The organism is Flavivirga aquimarina (assembly GCF_030540835.1).
Classification (GTDB): Bacteria; Bacteroidota; Bacteroidia; order Flavobacteriales; family Flavobacteriaceae; genus Flavivirga; species Flavivirga aquimarina.
Window position 1 is genome coordinate 533,454 of the sequence record NZ_JAUOEK010000184.1, and the last position, 20,617, is coordinate 554,070.

The following is a 20,617-nucleotide window of genomic DNA, read 5'->3' on the forward strand; positions in this document are numbered from 1 at the left end:
ACCTTTTAATCAATTTCTTATTATATATAATTTACCTAAATGAAAAAAAACCACCTACTTATCGTATTAATGACATGCTTTTTACTTGGTTTATATGCTGTTCATTATTTTAGTTCAGACATACCCAACGATAATTCATCTATTGAAACATTAAAATCAAAACATAAAGCATTTTTAGAAAATAGTCCATTTAAAGAAACTAAAAAGCTATCCAGACGAAAAAGAAAATTGAGAGGAATTCCTCCAAATAGTTATTTTGAAAGAGAATGGGAGCTTACAATGAACCCAGAATTAGGAAGACCAACTTCGGAAAACTTAAGTAAAATACAAAAGGACATTAAAAACTCTAATGCCAATACTTTCGCAAGGGTTTCTGGTGACAAAACTGATAATAGCTGGGTAGAACGAGGCCCTAATAATGTTGGAGGAAGAACCAGAGCCATTATGTTCGACCCTAATGACGCAACCAATAAAATTGTATTTGCTGGTGGTGTTAGTGGTGGTATATGGAAGAATACAGATATAACATCATCATCTTCGTCTTGGGAAAGAGTAGATATTCCAGAAAACCTTAGTGTTACAAGCCTAGCATTCGATCCGAATGATACAGATACTTTTTATGCTGGCACAGGAGAATCTTATGTAGGAGGGGATGTAAATGGAAGTGGGCTTTGGAAATCTACGGATAGAGGAGTGACTTGGGAAAGAATTTTTGGAGGTGCTACAGCTAATGGTGAAGGTGCCAAACTTACTGTAAATGTTCCAGGTTCTATAGCTGGAGAATACAATGCGCTTCAAGCAGCTTTTGGTAGCCCTTTAACAGAAATTACTGGAGATTTGGTATTGGTCGATGATGGTGTAGTTGGTCTAGGCACTATAACAGATGGTTGTAGTACTTTGGTAAACGGCGCAGCAATAAATGGTAAAATAGCAGTCATTGAAAGAGGGGTTTGTGAGTTTGATATAAAAGTTAAAAACGCAGAAAATGCTGGAGCTATAGCAGTTGTTGTTGTTAATAATGTATCAGATCCAATAATTGACATGGGCGGTGACGATTATACCATTTATATACCAGCCATTATGGTTTCCCAAGCAGATGGACAAGCTATCATGGCACAACTTGGTAGTACAGTAAATGTAACTATAGAGCCTGACGCTATTCCTTCAACCGGAAGTTTTCTTTCACTAGGGATTCAACATATTAACGATGTTGTGGTTAGGGATTTAGGGAGTACTAGCGAAATATATGTAGCTGCTGCTGCCAGTTTATATGCAGATGCAAACCCTACAGGGTTTAGTGGAATAATTGCTTACGGCTTATATAAATCTACCGATGACGGCGTTACCTGGACTAAAATTGCTTTACCTACAAATGGTGCTAATAGTGGTATAGCACCAAATAATATTGAAATTGGACAGGATAATAAAATCTGGATTTCAACAACACGAAGTTTAGCTTTCCCTTCAGATTATCCCGGTGGTCAAGTCTTATCTTCTTCAGATGGGGCCACATTTACTATAGAGCATACCATTACAAATGGAAGAAGGACAGAAATTGCTGTTTCATCTTCAGACCCTAATAAAATTTATGTATTAGCAGAACTGTCCTCCGGAACAAATGCCGTTGAATTGATTAGAACAGATAATGCATTTACATCTACTACCACTTTAGCTTTACCAGATGATGTTGACACAGGTATTCCTTCTACCGATTTTACAAGAGGCCAAACTTTTTATAACTTGGTAATTAAAGTAGACCCAACAAATGATGCTAATGTGTTTGTTGGGGGTATTGACTTGTTTAAATCAAGTAATAGCGGAACATCTTGGTCACAAATATCCAAATGGTCAAATAATAATAATTTATCAGCCTTAAGTGTTCCATTGGTACATGCAGATCACCATGCTATAACTTTTGGGAATAATGATGCAAGTGCCATGCTTTTTGGTAACGATGGAGGTGTCTATTATTCAAGTAATGGAGGGACAAACATTAATAGTAGAAACTTGGGGTATAATGTAACACAGTTCTATAGTGTAGGAGTAGCACCTACTACCGCTATTACTGGAGATTATTTTTATGGGGGTACTCAAGATAACGGCACCCAATTCTTCGAAAACTCTAATTCGGGGGTTGACAGTTCTGTAACAAATCCAACAGGCGGAGATGGTGCAGCAACCATGGTCGACCAAGATGGAACAGACACTTATTTTATTTATAATTTTGTTTACAATAACAGTATTACTAAAAGAGACTATCCGTCGGGCGCAGAAACAACAATTAATGATGAAGATTTAGAAAGAGGGGATTTTATAAATCAAGAAACCTTAGATTCTAATTTAAACATTTTATATACAAATTATTCTATAGGATCGACATACGAAATTAGAAGATATGACTTTAGTGGGGCTGGGGCAGTAAATAAATCCATTTTATCAAACGGATTACTTGATGGAAACCCTACTGCCTTTGCTGTATCACCTTTTACTACGACATCTACCACATTGTTAATTGGAAATGAAAACGGGAAGCTAATCAAAGTTGCAAATGCAGACGGAGCTGTAACACCTACTTGGACAGAAATAGGAAGTACTAATTTTATTGGAAGTATTTCTGATATTGAATTTGGTCAATCTGAAGCCGATATTTTTGTAACCATGCACAATTATGGTGTTATAAACATTTGGTATAGTTCTGATGGGGGAACGACATGGCTTGAAAAAGAAGGAGATTTACCAGATTTACCGGTTAAAGCCATACTCCAAAACCCTTTAAATACAGAGGAGGTTATAGTAGGGACAGAATTAGGTGTTTGGTATACTAATAATTTTTCATCTACAGACCCAACATGGAATCCTGCATTCAATGGTATGAGCAATGCTAAAGTCACAGATTTAGATCTAAGAAATGATAACGCAATTTATGCCTCTACCTATGGAAGAGGGATTTTTTCTGGTGAATTTACCGCAACATCGTTAAGTGTTACAGACAACGAATTAGAGTCCCAAATAAAATTATATCCAACAGTTTCAAATGGAGAACTCGTTATATCTGCAAACGGAATTACAGGAAAAGTCGATTTACAAGTGTTTAGTTTGAGCGGAAAAAGCATTTATAAATCTGAACTTGAAATGAATGGAAGGAAAAAGCCTTTAACCTTAAATGGTTTGTCCTCAGGGATTTATTTAGTTAAATTCAGTAAAGACAATTTTTCAGAAACTAAGAAAATTATTATTAAATAGAGAAATTACCATAAAAGCAAACTGAATTAAGAACTTTAACAACCAAACTTTTGGGCTTTTGAGTCCATAAGTTTGGTTGTTTTTTATTTGGGTGTCAGGAGCGCAGCCGAAACCCTATTTAAACTTATAAATTTTAATGACTGTCTTAAGCTAAACGAAAGGCTCAGTAATCACACAAAGAAATAAAACAAGAATTATTGTAATACCTTATCGATATAATGTGCTAAGCTATCAGCATCCAATCCAACAGATTGATGCAGTTGGTTAACACTCCCATGCTCTATAAAATCATCAGGAACACCTAAAATATTTATCTCGTTTTTATAGTTATTTACTGCAGCAAACTCTAAAATAGCACTTCCAAACCCACCTTTTACAGCATTATCTTCAATGGTAATAATGGTGTTATGTGTTTTAAAAATATCATGCAGAAGTACCTCATCCAAAGGTTTTACAAAACGCATATCGTAATGCGCAATATCTTCTGGCGTATTGCATTTTTGAATGGCATCACCTGCATTTTTAGCCATAGCTCCTATACTTAAAACAGCAGTATAGCTTCCTTTCTTTAGTTGAACTCCTTTACCTATCTCTATTTTAGAAAATGACTGTCTCCAATCTATAGTAACACCACGTCCACGAGGATAACGAATCGCTATAGGCTGTCCTAAACCTAATTGTGCCGTATACATGATATTGCGTAATTCCATTTCATTTCTAGGAGCAAAAATGATAAGACTAGGAATGCATCTTAAATACGACATATCATAAATACCATGATGTGTCGCACCATCTTCCCCAACCAAACCAGCACGATCTAAACAAAAAATAACAGGTAGTTTTTGAAGTACCACATCATGTATTACCTGATCGTAAGCGCGTTGTAAAAAAGTGGAGTATATATTACAAAAAGGAACCAAGCCTTGTGTTGCCATACCAGCAGCTAATGTTACTGCATGTTGTTCTGCAATACCCACATCGAAAGCACGATCGGGAATGGTATCCATCATGTATTTTAGTGAGCTTCCTGTAGGCATAGCAGGCGTAATACCTACTATGTTTTTATTCTCTTTGGCTAATTCAACAATTGTATGTCCAAACACATCCTGATACTTGGGAGGTTGTAATATTTCAGCTTTTACAATTAAATCGCCTGTTTGTGCATTAAATTTTCCTGGAGCATGATATTTTACCTGATCTTCCTCTGCCTGTTTTAACCCTTTACCCTTAGTTGTGATAACATGTAAAAACTTAGGGCCTTTAATGGTTTTTAGACGTTCTAATTCTGAAATTATTAGATCGATGTCATGTCCGTCAATGGGGCCTGAATAATCAAAATTTAAAGCTTCAAAAATATTGTCTTGTTTCTGGGTGCCTTTTTTAACATTAGTTAAATATTGTTTTAATGCACCAACACTAGGATCGATACCAATGGCATTGTCATTTAAAATAACCAGTAAATTGGCATCAGTTACACCAGCATGATTTAAACCTTCAAATGCCATACCACTAGCTATAGAAGCATCTCCAATAATGGCGATATGCTGCTTTTCAACATCCCCTTTTAGTTTAGAAGCAATAGCCATACCCAAAGCTGCAGAAATTGAAGTAGATGAGTGACCAACCCCAAAAGCATCATAACCACTTTCATCGCGTTTAGGAAAACCACTTAGGCCTCCAATTTGTCTATTGGTATGAAATATATCCTTTCTACCGGTTAGAATCTTATGCCCATAAGCTTGATGCCCTACATCCCATATTAATTGATCTTCTGGCGTATTAAAAACATAATGCAATGCAATGGTTAACTCTACCACGCCCAAACTCGCTCCTAAATGCCCTTCTTTAGTTGCTACAATATTTATTATAAATTCCCGTAACTCTTTAGCAAGCTGAGACAGCTCTTTCTGCTTTAAAAGGCGAAGCTCTGAAGGGGAATGGATGTGATTTAATAATTTTTGCATGCGATTACAAATGTACTATTTGAAATTGTATTTTTGCTTTTATGTTACAACCTTTTGATGATGCTTATTTTATGAAAAAGGCCCTCCAGGAAGCGGAAACTGCTTTTGAAAAAGGAGAGGTTCCTGTGGGAGCTGTTATTGTTATTGATAATAAAATAATTGCCAGAGGGCACAATTTAACAGAAACTTTAAATGATGTTACTGCACATGCTGAAATGCAATCAATTACAGCAGCAGCTAATTTTTTAGGAGGTAAATATCTAAAAAAATGTACTTTGTATGTAACCTTAGAACCTTGTCAAATGTGTGCAGGTGCTTTGTATTGGAGTCAGATTTCTAATATTGTTTATGGAGCTCGAGATGAAGAACGTGGTTGTATAAACTTAAAAACAAAATTACACCCCAAAACCATTATAAAAGGTGGTGTTATGGCCGATGAAGCTTCCGAGCTCATGAAGCGGTTTTTTATTGAAAAACGGAATTTAAACTAAAAGTTCTAAGACACTAATTACACGAATTTTCACGAATTGTTTCGCAGAGGTGCACTGAGATAACGCAGAGGTTTGCAGAGTTTTTTCATAAGGACTGAATACTGCAACTGAACACTGAACACTGAACACTAAATACTGCTAACTCTTTTTTTCACGTTCACGCATTTTATCTAAATTTTCTTTAGTAAGCATGTAGTCTTTAAGGTCTTTATCTTTCCAACGGTAGTAAGAAAACAAAGGAAATACGACAACAAATAGCCCAACAACACCAAAACCAATGAGTTTTTGAGACCATTCATTTTCTAAAATATAACCGGTAATTATACTTCCTAAAGCCGCTAAAAAGAAAAAAAGAATAATATACTTCATTAAAGATTTTTTAAGACCTATTTTGTGAAATTGATTAATTGCTGCCTGTAAGCTGTTAGTAATTTAGATTTCGAAATATATCCGTAATATTTACCATGTTTTACCACTGGCAAATTCCAAGCACCACTACTTTTAAATATATCCATAATATCATTCATAGAATGCTCTTCGTAAATAATAATACCGGCATCTGCATGCATTAAGCTTGAGGCATCAACTTTATCGTAAAGGTGCGAGTTGAACATAATATGTCTAACATCGTCTAAGCGAATAACACCTAAAAACTCATAATCATCATTAACCACCGGAAAATGATTTCGAGAAGATTTTGCAACAGCCTTTTTTAGTATATCACCAAGCTTCATATCTGGTTTTAATGTGATAAAATTGGTTTCTATAATCTTATCAATATCTAAAACCATCAATACATTTTGATCTTTGTCATGGGTCATTAACTCACCACGTTTTGCCAATTTAAGTGTGTAAATAGAATGAGAAACATAATATTTAGTAATGGCAAACGAAATGGTAGAGACTATCATTAAAGGCACAAACAATTCGTAACCTCCTGTAATTTCTGCAATAAGGAAGATCGCTGTAAGTGGGGCATGTAATACTCCGGCCATTAATCCCGTCATCCCAATTAAGGTGAAGTTCGATTCGGATACATGAAAATCCAAACCTATATTGTTGATTATTTTTGCAAAAGCATTACCTATAGCACTACCCATAACCAGCGTTGGGATAAAAACACCCCCAACACCTCCTGCACCAAATGTAGTGGTCATGGCAATAGCTTTAAACACGGCAATACCAAGTAACAGGCCGATAACAATCCAGATATTAGATAAATCCAAATTAAAAGGAGTAACACCTATGGCTGCTAAATGATCGCCTTTTAAAAGGTTATTCATAATACCGTAACCCTCACCATAAAGAGGTGGAATAAAGTAGAGCATAGAACCAATGGCAATACCTCCTATTAATAAGCGTTTAGCACGACTTTTAAATTGTTTAAAGAAATTCGTAATACCAAAAAACACTTTCGAAAAATATATGGATGCCATACCGGTTACCAAACCTAAAACGATATAGAATAAGATATCGTTAACTTCAAATTTGTCTGTTAATTCAAATCGTAACAAAACATCGGTTCCTAAGAACATATAGGATGTTATAACTGCAGAAACAGATGCTAATAAAAGCGGGACTAATGAGGTGAAAGCAATATCTAAACTAAATATTTCGATAGCAAAAACAATAGCAGCAATAGGTGCTTTAAACATGGATGCCATCGCACCAGCCGCAGCACAACCAATTAAGAGCATCCTTGTTTTTGTGTTCATGTGAAATAAACGTGCTGCATTAGAACCTAAAGCAGATCCTACACTTACCGCAGGTCCTTGTAATCCTACCGATCCACCAAAACCAACCGTTAAAGGAGCCGTTATTAATGCCGCATAAATATTATATCTTGGTATGATTCCGCTGAGTTTCGAAATGGCATGTAACGTAGAAGAAATACCATGACCAATATGTTTTTTTAACCAGGTTTGCTTTATAATATAAACCGCCAAAAGTCCTAGAATTGGAAATATAAAGTACAGCGAATTTTGGTTGTTCTTAAAAAAATCTAATTCAAAGAGTAATTGAATGTAATGTACAAGGTTCTTTAGAAGTACTGTACCGACACCTGCTAAAAACCCAACCAAAACACTAAGCATATAGATAAACTGACGTTCTGAAATATGCTTGTATTTCCAGATTAAAAACTTTCGTAAAAGACTTTTAGCACTTAGAGGCATTTTATAAAATTACTAAAAAATCCCGCAAAATGCGGGATTTAAATTTTATGATTTTAAATTAAGTTTCAAGCTTAATTCGGTTAATTGCTCGTCATCAATTGGAGCAGGCGCATCTATCATAATATCTCGCCCTGAGTTATTCTTAGGGAACGCAATAAAATCTCTAATCGTTTCTTGTCCGCCCAAAATAGCGACCAATCTATCCAACCCAAAAGCCAATCCGCCATGCGGTGGTGCTCCGTATTGAAAAGCATCCATTAAAAATCCAAATTGAGCTTTGGCTTCTTCGGGAGTAAACCCTAAATAATCGAACATTAAAGATTGTGTTTCTTTATCGTGAATTCTTATAGAGCCTCCTCCTATTTCATTTCCGTTTAAGACCAAATCGTATGCATTGGCTTTTACATCTCCCGGATTGGTTTTTAATAATTCTAATTGTCCAGGTTTAGGGGATGTAAACGGGTGGTGCATGGCATGATAACGTTCGGTTTCCTCGTCCCATTCCAATAATGGAAAGTCCATAACCCAAAGTGGTGCAAATTCATCTGGTTTACGTAAACCGAGACGTTCTGCTAATTCCATACGTAAGGCACTTAATTGTGTGCGTACTTTATTTGTATCACCAGATAGCACACAAATTAAATCTCCGGCTTTTGCATTGGTAACCTCAGCCCATTTTGCTAAGTCATCCTGATTATAAAACTTATCTACAGAAGATTTAAAAGTACCATCATCATTACAACGACAATAAACCATTCCTAAAGCTCCAACTTGTGGACGTTTTATCCAATCAATTAATTTATCTATCTCTTTTCTGGTATAACTGTTTCCTCCCGGAACGGCAATTCCAACCACTAATTCGGCATTATTAAAAACACCAAAATCTTTATGTTGAGCAACAGCATTCAACTCGCCAAAGGCCATACCAAAACGAATATCTGGCTTATCGTTACCGTACAAACGCATGGCATCATCATAGAGCATTCTTGGAAATTTTTCTATATCTACACCATTTACTTCTTTTAATAAATGACGTGTTAAACCTTCAAAAGCATTTAAAATATCTTCCTGCTCAATAAACGCCATTTCGCAATCTATTTGCGTAAATTCCGGTTGTCTGTCGGCACGTAAATCTTCATCTCTAAAACATTTTACAATCTGGAAATATTTATCCATACCACCAACCATAAGCAATTGCTTAAAAGTTTGAGGAGATTGTGGCAACGCATAAAACTGACCTTCGTTCATACGTGACGGTACAACGAAATCGCGAGCACCTTCTGGTGTCGATTTAATTAGATAAGGTGTTTCTACTTCAATAAACCCTTCTTTAGATAAATAGTTTCTAACTTCCTGAGTCACTTTATGTCTAAAAATTAAACTGTCTTTTACAGGGTTTCTACGAATATCTAAATAGCGATATTTCATTCTTATATCTTCACCACCATCCGTTTTATCTTCTATAGTAAAAGGAGGAAGCAATGCTTCATTTAATATGTTTAGTTCTGAAACCAATATTTCTATATCTCCAGTTGCTATATTAGGGTTTTTTGAAGCACGCTCAATAACAGTTCCTTTAACCTGAATGACATATTCACGACCTAGGTTTTGAGCTTGTTGCAGCATGTCTTTCGATGTGCGTTCTTCATCAAAAACCAATTGGGTAATACCGTAACGGTCTCTCAAATCTATCCAAACAATAAACCCTTTATCACGAGATTTTTGAACCCAACCAGCAAGGGTTACTTCTTCATTTATATTTGTAGCATTTAATTCGCCACAATTATGACTTCTATACATAGTTGAAAATTGATGTGCATTATTGAGCTAATTGAACAATAGTGTCATGCATTAAACAGATTGCAAATTTAGGAAGATATTACTTTGTGGAATAGCCTTTTTTGCAAAGATTTAAATAAAAACAATTTTAATAAATTCTTAAAATTCACTATTGTTTTTTATCAAATTATGAATTTACTTACTCATTACTAACGAATATTCGTATTTTTTTTACGATATTTAAGAAAACTAATTCAAATAAAACACATTATGAGCAAGATTTTACAATTCAAAATGTTTCTATTTTCGTTATTTCTTATGCCTGTCATTGCTTTTTCACAGCAAGTTTCAGGAACAATAACAGATGGAACATCAAATTTGCCTTTAGCAGGGGCAAATATCATTATTAAAGGAACCAGTACAGGAACCATTTCAGATTTTGATGGGAACTTTACTTTAAATGCGGAAAGTTTTCCAGTAATTTTGGTTGTGTCCTCAGTAGGATATGACACCCAAGAGGTTAATGTCTCTTCCCCTTCTCAAAGCATTAAAATAACACTAGAAGAAGGTGTTGCTTTAGATGAAGTTGTTTTAATTGGGTCGAGAAACCCAAGTAGAACAGCTATAGACACGCCTGTTCCTGTCGATGTTATAAATATTTCCGAACTAACATCGCAAGGGCCGCAAGTTAATTTAAATAAGCTTTTAAATTTTGTAGCGCCTTCATTTACATCAAATACACAAACAATTTCTGATGGAACCGATCATATTGATCCTGCATCTTTAAGAGGCTTAGGGCCCGATCAGGTATTGGTTTTAATTAACGGAAAACGAAGACACAACTCTTCTTTAGTTAATGTTAATGGAACCTTTGGTCGTGGTAGTGTTGGTACCGATTTAAATGCTATACCATCCGGATCTATTAAGCGTTTAGAGGTTTTACGAGATGGTGCAGCAGCCCAATATGGTTCTGATGCGATTGCCGGAGTAATTAATATTGTTTTAAATGATAATGTAAACCAACTAAGTTTAAATGTTACAACGGGAGCTAATTTTTCTAAAAATGCTAATGACCAAACGGGAGGCGTAGATGGAGAAACAATTAATGTGAGTGCTAATTATGGGTTGCCATTAGGAGACAATGGTGGCTTCATTAATTTTACAGGAGATTTTGATTTTAGAGAAGATTATGGCAGAATGAAAGAATGGGAAGGTGATGTTTTTAACCTTTATAATACGGTTGAAAGATTTGCTAGTAATGATGGTTATGATTTATCTGATTTATTAGATGACGATGTTACCGATGTTATTCAATATGGAAATGCTGCCGGGTTAGGCTTAGACCCTTTTGCAACGAAAGCAGATTTGCAAAGTATATTGAGTGCAGATAATACAACCGCCGAGTTAGCAGCCAGAGGTTTAGTTCGTAGCGATTTTAATATGCGGGTAGGACAATCTGAAGTACGTGGAGGTAGATTCTTTGCAAATCTATCGCTACCTCTAGATGATAATGGTACAGAGCTATATTCTTTTGCAGGTGCAAGTTCTCGAAAAGGAAACTCAGCCGGATTTTACAGACTACCTAATCAAAGCAGAACCTATACACCCGCTTACATCAATGGTTTTTTACCTGAAATTAATTCAACAATAACAGATAAGTCTCTGGCTGTTGGAATAAAAGGTAAAATAAATGATTGGAATATAGATTTAAGCAATACCTGGGGGAAAAATGCTTTTTTATATACTATTGGCAATACTTTTAATGCTTCACTTCAAAATGCCTCTCCAACAACATTTGATGCCGGAGGATTTAACTTTATGCAAAACACTGTTAACTTAGATATTAATAAGTTTTATGATAATATTCTAAGCGGTCTTAATGTCGCTTTTGGAGCAGAATATAGATTAGAAAATTATGAAATTGTAGCAGGTGAAGAGGCTTCTTATGGGCAATATACTGCTGAAGGGGAGTTAATTACTTTACCAACTCAGTTATCTTCAGTAGATTTTTTCGATAACTCAAGACCAGGAGGTTCTCAAGTATTTCCAGGATTTAGCCCTGCTAATGAATTATCCAGAGACAGAAGCAGTATTGCAGGGTATTTTGATTTAGAAGCTGATTTTTCTGAAACATTTTTAGCAAGCTTTGCAACACGTTTCGAAAACTATTCAGATTTTGGTTCCACAATCAACTTTAAATTGGCAACCAGACTAAAAGCCAGTGATAATGTTAATATTAGAGCTGCTTTAAATACTGGTTTTAGAGCCCCTTCATTACATCAATTAAATTTTAATTCTACATCAACAATATTCCAGGATGGTATCCCGGTTGAGGTAGGAACCTTTTCAAATGATAGTAGGGCAGCAAACCTTTTAGGCATTCCAGAATTAAAAGAAGAAACGTCTCAAAGTATCAGTTTAGGTTTTACAGCTAAATTTCCTGATGCCAATTTAACTGTTACAGTTGATGGTTATTTTGTGTCCATTGATGATAGAGTGGTATATACAGGGCAATTTGCAGGTCCTGGAACAGGAACAGAGTTAGACAATTTATTATCTCAAGCCAATGCCTCGGCAGCATCATTTTTTGCTAATGCTATAGATACAGAATCTAAAGGATTGGATATTGTATTAACACATAAAACCGATATAGGTTCTAACATGAGATTAAAATCTGATTTATCGGGAACACTATCTAAAACAAAAAAGGTGGGTGCTATTAAAGCCTCTCAGGTTTTAGAGGATGCCGGTTTAGTAGGAACTTATTTCCCGGAAGACAGTAGAATTTATCTGGAAGAAGCCGTACCAAGAACCAAAATAAATTTAACTAATAGCTTAACGGCCGGTAAATTTAATGTGTTCTTAAGAAATGTTTTCTTTGGTGAAGTTTCAGAGGCAACTACTAATGTTGCTAATCAACAAGTATACGGTTCTAAAGTAGTAACCGATTTATCTTTTGGTTATAAAGCTTCAGAAAGTTTAACATTAACTATAGGCGCAAATAACCTTTTAGATGTTTATCCAGATAGAACCATAGAAGCAAATCGAAGTAGTGGTCGTTTTGATTGGTCTAGACGTTCTCAACAATTCGGTGCAGCTGGGCGTTTTCTTTTCGCCAGACTTAGCTTTAAGTTGAAGTAGTTACACTAAGATATTATTTAAAGAGGTCTAAAAAATGTTATTTTGAATAACACTTTTTAGACCTCTTTAGTATCTATTTAATAACAGATTTAACTGTTATCTATTCATATGCTTTATTTCATCAACAAAAGAATCCAAACTAACATCATCACTTACCAAAGCAAGTGCTTTATCAACTATGTACTTTACATTTTCAGAATGAAACCCAAGTCCAACGCCTATTTTTTTCAACAAAGAATATTCAGGATCTCCTTTAATAGTATCTACATGTACCATTCTTACTAAATCGTACAAACGCTCCAAACGTCTATCATAAGATACCGGTGGATTAATTGGGTGAGATTGATAATTTTTTAGAATTAATTTATAATCCTCTTTATTAATATCCAAATTTTGTGCTAATCTGTCTAAAAAAGCTTGTTCCTCATCGGTTATAACACCATCATCCATAGCTATACGCACAATAGCAGCGAAATGGCTTTCATTACGCTTTTTAAATCCACTATCAAATAAATCTGAAAACGACATATCTTATTCTTTTTGTTTTAAAGTCGTGCAAACCTACATATTTTTTATATAAAATGAAATGAAAATAGTATAAAGTAGGTTCAATTCTGTCTAAATCAATAAATAGAGCTTATCAAAAAATTATATTCCTCTAATACTATTTCAATCGCTACCAATAGTAGTGTCTGTAGCAAAATTACAACCTATAAAAACTTTTAAATTTCATTTATATTTAACATAAAAAAAACCTGTAAACCTTATATTTGCAATCTTAAAAAACCAAAGATTAGGTGGGTAAAATGATGCTTGAACAAACCTATACACAGACTTTGCAAACGCAAAATCTGCAAGCTACTATTGCTCAATCTCAACCTTTTAATACTGATAAGAGTAAGCCTCACATACATTTAAAAGGGCTTGTAGGCTCCTCATTTTCGTTTGTAGTTTCGAGTATTTTTAAACAAGCAGACAAACCATTTTTAATTGTTTTTAACGATAAGGAAGAGGCTGCATTTTATTTAAATGACTTAGAGCAGGTTTGTGGTAATAAAGACGTATTGTTCTATCCAGGAAGCTACCGCAGGCCATACCAAATAGAAGAAACAGATAATGCCAATGTATTATTACGTGCCGAGGTTTTAAATCGAATAAACTCTCAAAAAAAACCAGCAATAATAGTTACGTACCCAGATGCACTTTTCGAAAAAGTAGTGACCAGAAAAGAACTGGAACGCCATACTCTAAAAGTGTCGACTAACGATAATCTGTCTATAGATTTTGTAAACGAGGTCTTGTTCGAATATCAATTTAAACGTGTCGATTTTGTAACCGAACCCGGTGAGTTTTCAGTGCGTGGTGGTATTGTTGACGTGTTTTCATTTTCGCATGACGTCCCTTATAGAATTGAGTTTTTTGGCGACGAGGTAGACAGCATTAGAACTTTCGATGTAGAAACGCAACTTTCGATAGACCAGATTAAAAAAATTAGTATTATCCCGAATGTTGCTAATAAGTTTTTAGAAGAAAAGAGACAAAGTTTTTTAAAATATATTGCTCAAAAAACAGTGGTTTGTTTAAAGAATACCGATTTATTCTTTTCAAGAATCGATAATTTTTACAGTAAAGCAGAAGACGCCTTTAAAACCCTTTCAACAGATATAAAACATGCCGAACCTAGCGAACTGTTCTGCAATGCAACATTACTAAAAAAACAGTTATTAGATTTTTCAATTATTGAGTTTGGTACTTCGACTACGCTCAGTAATCAAAAAGGGTCGGAGACTGAGCCTAGCCGAAGTCAGGAGGTCATATTCAATACCACACCACAACCATCATTCAATAAACAATTCAATCTGTTAATTGAAGATTTAAATGCCAATCATAATAAAGGGTACACCAATTATATTGCTTGTGTTAGCGAGCAGCAGGCAAAACGGTTTCATGATATCTTTGATGATGCTTGTGAAGAAGACGTAAATTATAAAACCATTGTGCTCTCTCTACATCAGGGATTTATTGATCATGATAATAAAATTACGTGTTATACAGATCATCAAATTTTTGAACGCTATCATAAATTTCATCTTAAAAACGGTTATGCCAAGAAGCAAGCCATTACATTAAAAGAACTCACTAATTTAGATATTGGTGATTATGTCACTCATATCGACCATGGCATTGGTCGCTTTGGCGGATTACAAAAAATAGATGTAGAAGGTAAAAAACAGGAAGCCATAAAGTTAATATATGGAGAGCGCGATGTATTGTATCTAAGCATTCATTCCCTACATAAAATCACCAAGTTTAATGGTAAAGATGGGAAGCCCCCTAAAATATATAAACTGGGTAGTAATGCTTGGAAAACGTTAAAGCAGAAAACCAAAGCTCGTGTAAAACATGTAGCTTTTAATTTGATAAAACTTTACGCAAAACGAAAAACAAGAAAAGGCTATCAGTACAATCCAGATAGTTATATGCAACATGAGCTGGAAGCTTCTTTTATTTATGAAGATACGCCAGATCAAAGTACCGCAACCGCAGATATTAAAGTAGATATGGAAAGTGAACGCCCTATGGATAGGTTGGTTTGTGGTGATGTTGGTTTTGGAAAAACCGAAGTTGCTATTCGCGCCGCATTTAAGGCGGTTGATAATGGCAAGCAAGTCGCTGTTTTAGTACCTACCACTATTTTGGCTTATCAACATTCCAGAACATTTAAAGAACGATTAAAAGATTTCCCTGTTACGGTAGATTACGTAAATCGATTTAGGACTGCCAAAGAAAAACGTGAAACTCTGGAAGGCCTAGAAAAAGGAAATGTCGACATTATTATAGGGACGCATCAACTTGTAAATAAAAATGTAAAATTTAAAGATTTAGGCCTATTAATTGTTGATGAAGAGCAAAAATTTGGTGTATCAGTAAAGGAAAAATTAAAAACGTTAAAAGATAATGTTGATGTATTAACACTTACCGCAACACCAATCCCCAGAACACTTCAGTTTAGTTTAATGGCTGCACGGGATTTATCGGTTATTACAACGCCACCACCAAACCGCTACCCTATAGAAAGTCACGTGATTCGTTTTGGCGAAGAGACTATTCGTGATGCGGTTAGTTATGAAATTGAACGTGGTGGGCAAATATTTTTTATCCATAATCGGATTGAAAATATTAAAGAAGTAGCAGGCATGATCCAACGTTTAGTACCGGATGCTAAAATTGGTATTGGACACGGACAAATGGATGGGAAAAAATTAGAACAACTTATGCTCGCTTTTATGAACGGTGCGTTCGATGTTTTGGTAAGTACCACTATTGTTGAAAGTGGACTCGACGTACCCAATGCAAATACTATTTTTATTAATAACGCCAATAATTTTGGATTAAGTGATTTGCACCAAATGCGAGGTCGAGTTGGACGAAGTAATAAAAAGGCATTCTGTTATTTTATTACACCCGAATATTCTGCTATGACTGATGATGCCCGAAAACGTATTACAGCCTTAGAGCAATTTACCGAGTTAGGAAGTGGTTTTAATATCGCTATGAAAGATTTAGAAATTCGGGGAGCTGGTGATTTGTTAGGTGGTGAACAAAGTGGTTTTATAAATGAGATAGGTTTCGACACATATCAAAAAATATTAAATGAAGCCATTGAAGAGCTTAAAGAAAATGAGTTTAAAGACTTGTATCATGAAACTGACGAAGACAAAGTTTATGTTAAGGAAGTAACTATTGATACCGATTTTGAATTGCTTTTCCCAGATAATTATGTTAATAATATTGCTGAACGATTAAATTTATACACTCAGCTTAATAATTTGAAAACAGAAGACGAATTAAAAACGTTTGAAGCAGGTTTATTAGATCGTTTTGGAGAATTACCAGAACAAGTGACCGATTTATTAAACAGTGTCCAAATCAAATGGATAGCCACTAAAATAGGTTTTGAGAAAATTATAATGAAACAAGGAAAATTTATAGGTTATTTTATTAACGATCAGCAAAGCAGTTTCTATCAAAGTAGTAACTTTACAAAAGTATTACAGTTTGTTCAAACGCATTCTAATGTCTGTAAAATGAAAGAAAAGCAGACCCGAAACGGATTGCGCTTAATGCTTACATTTGATGATATAAAATCCGTTGAACAAGCATTGGAAAAAATAAAGCTTATTGTGGCTTAATTATTGTTTTAATTTTAAAAAATCCTTGATACACAAAATCGAGGTTTCATTTGAAAATGTTTTTCTCGTAAACCTGACTATCAACAGACAAAAACGGGAATCTAAATAAAGTATAGTTTTGAATCGTTTATTCTTTTTAACAGTTTTATTACCAAGCATTCTTATTGCCCAACATACTATTAATGGCAAATTTTCACCGGCAAAAGATTATAGTGTTGTTCTGTTATACAAAGTAACCCCTACGTTATCGGAGTATATTACAAATACAGAGGTAAAAGCAGATGGAAGCTTTCAATTTAAATTAGATGCTACTGCAACTAAAGGGATGTACAGAGTGGTATATGCAGTACCCCAAGAAGATTATAATTTTGACATTATCTACAACGCAAAAGAAGATATACATCTTACTTTTAATTCTGAAACAGGCGTTACTTTTCAAGAATCGGTAGAGAACAAACTATTGGCATCTTATACAGATAGTATGTCTATGATTACTCAAAGCATTGGAAATTATTTCAAGCTCCAGAGTGAAGATACATTAGCGTTAAAAACTATCTTTAAAACCCAAGCAGAAACACAGTTTAGTTATGAAACTACTGCAAAAAACACCATAGCACTCTATTTTATTAAAGCAAACAAGCCATACATTCCTAAGAAATTTAAAGATGTTAGCACGTATGTTGATAGTTTAAAAATGCATTATTTTGATTTTGTAGATTTTAATAATGTAACGCTTCAAAGCTCTAGTTTTTTAGAAGAACGGATGCTAAATTATGTATTTGGAATGTCGTTTAACGCTGAAGATGAAATAACTGGTTATAAAAAAAATATTGATGTGTTTTGTAACGCCATGAAAAGTGCACCAATAGAAGTTAAAAGAATTTTGTTAGTCGGCCTATGGGAACAAATGGCAGACTTAAACTTTGAGAGTGTTGCTAACTATATTGCTGAAACCTATTTAATGGAGATCGCAGTCTCATTAAATGATCAAGAACTTTTACGTGGACTCATTTTATTTAAAGACCTTTCGATAGGTAATAAAGCTCCCGATTTTTCTTTAGAAATAGAAAAAAACAAAAAGACAATTACTACAAAACTAAGTGAATTAAATATTGCAGAGCGTTACATTATTCTCTTTTGGAGTAGCACATGTTCACATTGTTTAGATGAGGTTCCACAATTGAGAAGTTATATACAATCTAAAGAAAAAGGTGCCGTACAAGTTGTTGCTGTTGCTTTAGAGGATAACACTCTTAAGTGGAAAAATTTAATACAAAGTTATCCAGAATTTATACATGTATATGGAGCAGGAAAATGGGATAATGAGATTGGTAATGATTATGGCATTACTGCAACACCAACCTATTTTATACTGGATAAGGACAAGCGTATCATTTCAAAACCAGGAGATATTGAAGCTTTAAAACTGTTTTTTTAACAAAGGAATGTGTAATTATCTGTTGAATATTTTAAATTTTTAATAAATAATAAAGGTGTTTTCATTTTTATTTTTAGTTTTGTGGCTAACCCCAAATTTAAAATGAAAAATGAAAAAATTGATTAAATTAAGCTGCTTGTTTTTATTTGTTTCATTAATGACGACCTCATGTTCTAATGATGATGATGGAGCGGCAGAAGAAAACTTTTCTGATACTATAGAGTACAAGGAAGATATTGTAGATATAACTAGCTCTAGAATAGAAGACTACAAAGGTGAAAATGGTTATTATAACTACGATTTTATATTATCTGGAAAATCTGATAGTGATGTATCTTATGTTTTTTATGTAGAATTGTTCTCAAAAGGTACCGAATCATTTAAAACAGGTACTTTTAAATATATTTCTGAAACTTCATCTGAATCAGCAGATTTTTACTACGGCTATGCATTTCTAAATGTCGATGATGAAACTCTAAACGTTAAAGCAGGTGATATTACTGTGAGTGGAAGCGGTAGTAACTATTCTATATCGGGAGTACTAACTTTAACAAACGATGAGGTTTTAAATATCAGTTATAGTGGTGAATTTACTGTTGTTGACGGAGAGTAAAAAAGACATACTAAAGAATCATAATTTTAGAAAAATTTATTGATTATTTACATAAACCCTTTATTAAATAAAGGGTTTTGTGTTTTTAATATGTTTCTAAAAATGATAAAAGGCATCTTCCAAATGCTCAATATTAAAACCCTTTCCTTCTTTTACAATAGCTATAATATCAAAACGGACTTCAACGTCTAAACTGTTTACGTTTACATATTCGTCAACTGCGTTTACTAAACGCTGAATTTGTTTAGGTTTCACAAAATCTTGTGGGTTTCCAAAATCGATTGTCGAACGTGTTTTTACTTCAATAATGGCTAGTGTATCTTTTTGTTGGGCAATAATATCCACTTCAGCTTTATCAAAACGATAATTACGTTCTATAATGTCGTAGCCATTTTTTATTAGAAAATCGACTGCTAATTGTTCCCCTTTTTTTCCTAGCTCGTTGTGTTTTGCCATATTAATTTTCTACCTTTCGTCTTTGCTCAAGATAAACTACGGCAGGAATTTCATGTTAGGATTACAATTTAGTTAATCATATTAACTTTCAGCCCTAAAAATGAATTTTCTTTTTCAACTACAGCATTATAACAAGAAATGGAATAACTCCAGATATGATACATCCTAATTTCCATTTTAATTCAACCAATTAAAAGAAACCCAAAAAGAGGAACAAAAATTCCTATTATCCCGAAATAATTAATGAATAATGAGTACTTTTATTCTACATATAACGAGTTGTACCCAATTTGACGAGCGACCTACGAAAAACAAAAAATGGAATTATATAAAAGGATTATTGAAATAGTTGATGCGAATCTGATTCACTGTTTGATTCCAATAATTCTGATATTAATTCTTCTCGAACTGATTTTCAAAAACCGATTTGAAACGAAAAAAGTTCTGAATTTAATTCGTTGGACAATCATTATCTATACCATAGTTACTTTTACTTTTTATCTTATTGGAATGGCTATGAATCCAAATGAATACGCCTTTATCAATCGAGCAACTGGACCTTATGCTTGGGCATATTGGATAATGTTTTTAGGTGCTTTAATTTTACCTCTGACTTTATATATAAGAAAATTAGCATCAAAATTTTGGTATGTTTTATTAGTTGCATTCGGAATGAAAAGCGGAATGTATTTTGAACGTTTTGTAATTATAGTTACAAGTTTTCATCGAGATTACGGTACTGAATATTGGAATAATGGACTAATGGAATCTGCTTCTTATGGAATTGGAATATTCTTTTTACAAGGTTTAGTTATTGTAATGCTGACATTGGGAATATTTGAAATAATAAAAAGAAAAAAACTGGGTACAACAAAGTATAAAATTAATGGCTAGTTCTAGTCTACTTGGAAAATTCCTGCGGAATTTTCCGCTGGCAAGTATTTGTTTACTAAATTAGGTGCTTTAACACGCCACAAATCTTATACAAACCGTCAGACTGTGCATTAACTTTTTTTGTATTCTGATTGTTAATGGTTTGAGTAATTCTTATCTTGTATAGGAACACAAATCATACTTATGGAACATATACATGGTCAGGATCGTAATCAAATCCGGATGACTTCC

At 34.1% G+C, this 20,617-nt stretch carries 13 protein-coding genes; 7 read left to right on the top strand and 6 right to left on the bottom strand.

The genetic code is table 11. The features are described from left to right. Positions 1–39 precede the first annotated feature (39 nt). Positions 40–3,243 carry a PA domain-containing protein gene (locus Q4Q35_RS22270; protein ID WP_303280284.1) on the top strand — a complete coding sequence of 1,068 codons (3,204 nt, stop codon included), beginning with the start codon at positions 40–42 and terminating at the stop codon, positions 3,241–3,243. 194 nt (positions 3,244–3,437) lie between these two features. Here Q4Q35_RS22270 and dxs read toward each other — a convergent pair whose 3' ends face one another. Further along, the gene (dxs, locus tag Q4Q35_RS22275) at positions 3,438–5,207 is read right to left on the bottom strand and encodes a 1-deoxy-D-xylulose-5-phosphate synthase (RefSeq protein WP_303280285.1); all 1,770 of its coding nucleotides are present in this window, start codon (positions 5,205–5,207) and stop codon (positions 3,438–3,440) included. 41 nt (positions 5,208–5,248) lie between these two features. On the opposite strand from dxs, the gene Q4Q35_RS22280 reads away from it, so the two are divergent. Further along, entirely contained in the window at positions 5,249–5,698 is a 450-nt protein-coding gene (locus Q4Q35_RS22280; RefSeq protein ID WP_303280286.1) for a nucleoside deaminase, read from the top strand. A gap of 138 nt (positions 5,699–5,836) precedes the next feature. On the opposite strand, the gene Q4Q35_RS22285 is transcribed toward Q4Q35_RS22280, so the two are convergent. From Q4Q35_RS22285 to aspS, 3 genes are read right to left on the bottom strand one after another with little or no spacing between them, the layout of a single operon-like run. After that, positions 5,837–6,067 carry a hypothetical protein gene (locus Q4Q35_RS22285; RefSeq protein ID WP_303280287.1) on the bottom strand — a complete coding sequence of 77 codons (231 nt, stop codon included), beginning with the start codon at positions 6,065–6,067 and terminating at the stop codon, positions 5,837–5,839. Between the two features lie 17 nt (positions 6,068–6,084). Continuing rightward, on the bottom strand, positions 6,085–7,872 hold the full coding sequence (locus tag Q4Q35_RS22290) for a chloride channel protein (RefSeq protein ID WP_303280288.1): 1,788 nt from the start codon (positions 7,870–7,872) through the stop codon (positions 6,085–6,087). Positions 7,873–7,917: 45 nt separating this feature from the next. Further along, positions 7,918–9,672, bottom strand: a complete 1,755-nt coding sequence (gene aspS, locus Q4Q35_RS22295; protein WP_303280289.1) for an aspartate--tRNA ligase — start codon at positions 9,670–9,672, stop codon at positions 7,918–7,920. Between the two features lie 249 nt (positions 9,673–9,921). On the opposite strand from aspS, the gene Q4Q35_RS22300 reads away from it, so the two are divergent. After that, entirely contained in the window at positions 9,922–12,792 is a 2,871-nt protein-coding gene (locus Q4Q35_RS22300) for a TonB-dependent receptor (RefSeq protein ID WP_303280290.1), read from the top strand. A 96-nt stretch (positions 12,793–12,888) separates the two neighbouring features. Here Q4Q35_RS22300 and Q4Q35_RS22305 read toward each other — a convergent pair whose 3' ends face one another. Further along, complete coding sequence (locus Q4Q35_RS22305; RefSeq protein WP_303280291.1) at positions 12,889–13,320, bottom strand: tellurite resistance TerB family protein; 432 nt, start codon at positions 13,318–13,320, stop codon at positions 12,889–12,891. Between the two features lie 278 nt (positions 13,321–13,598). Here Q4Q35_RS22305 and mfd point away from each other — a divergent pair, with 278 nt between their 5' ends. The 3 genes from mfd (at position 13,599) to Q4Q35_RS22320 (ending at position 19,036) form a co-directional block, all read left to right on the top strand. After that, positions 13,599–16,985 carry a transcription-repair coupling factor gene (gene mfd, locus Q4Q35_RS22310; RefSeq protein ID WP_437439764.1) on the top strand — a complete coding sequence of 1,129 codons (3,387 nt, stop codon included), beginning with the start codon at positions 13,599–13,601 and terminating at the stop codon, positions 16,983–16,985. A 118-nt stretch (positions 16,986–17,103) separates the two neighbouring features. Then, the gene (locus tag Q4Q35_RS22315; RefSeq protein ID WP_303280293.1) at positions 17,104–18,423 is read left to right on the top strand and encodes a TlpA family protein disulfide reductase; all 1,320 of its coding nucleotides are present in this window, start codon (positions 17,104–17,106) and stop codon (positions 18,421–18,423) included. Positions 18,424–18,532: 109 nt separating this feature from the next. Further along, positions 18,533–19,036: a hypothetical protein gene (locus tag Q4Q35_RS22320; protein ID WP_303280294.1), complete on the top strand. Its 504-nt coding sequence runs from the start codon at positions 18,533–18,535 to the stop codon at positions 19,034–19,036. 96 nt (positions 19,037–19,132) lie between these two features. Here the strand turns inward: Q4Q35_RS22320 and Q4Q35_RS22325 are convergent, their stop codons facing one another. Continuing rightward, positions 19,133–19,492, bottom strand: a complete 360-nt coding sequence (locus tag Q4Q35_RS22325) for a YraN family protein (protein ID WP_303280295.1) — start codon at positions 19,490–19,492, stop codon at positions 19,133–19,135. 318 nt (positions 19,493–19,810) lie between these two features. Between Q4Q35_RS22325 and Q4Q35_RS22330 the strand changes: the two genes are divergently transcribed. Then, on the top strand, positions 19,811–20,386 hold the full coding sequence (locus Q4Q35_RS22330) for a hypothetical protein (protein ID WP_303280296.1): 576 nt from the start codon (positions 19,811–19,813) through the stop codon (positions 20,384–20,386). Positions 20,387–20,617: the final 231 nt, after the last annotated feature.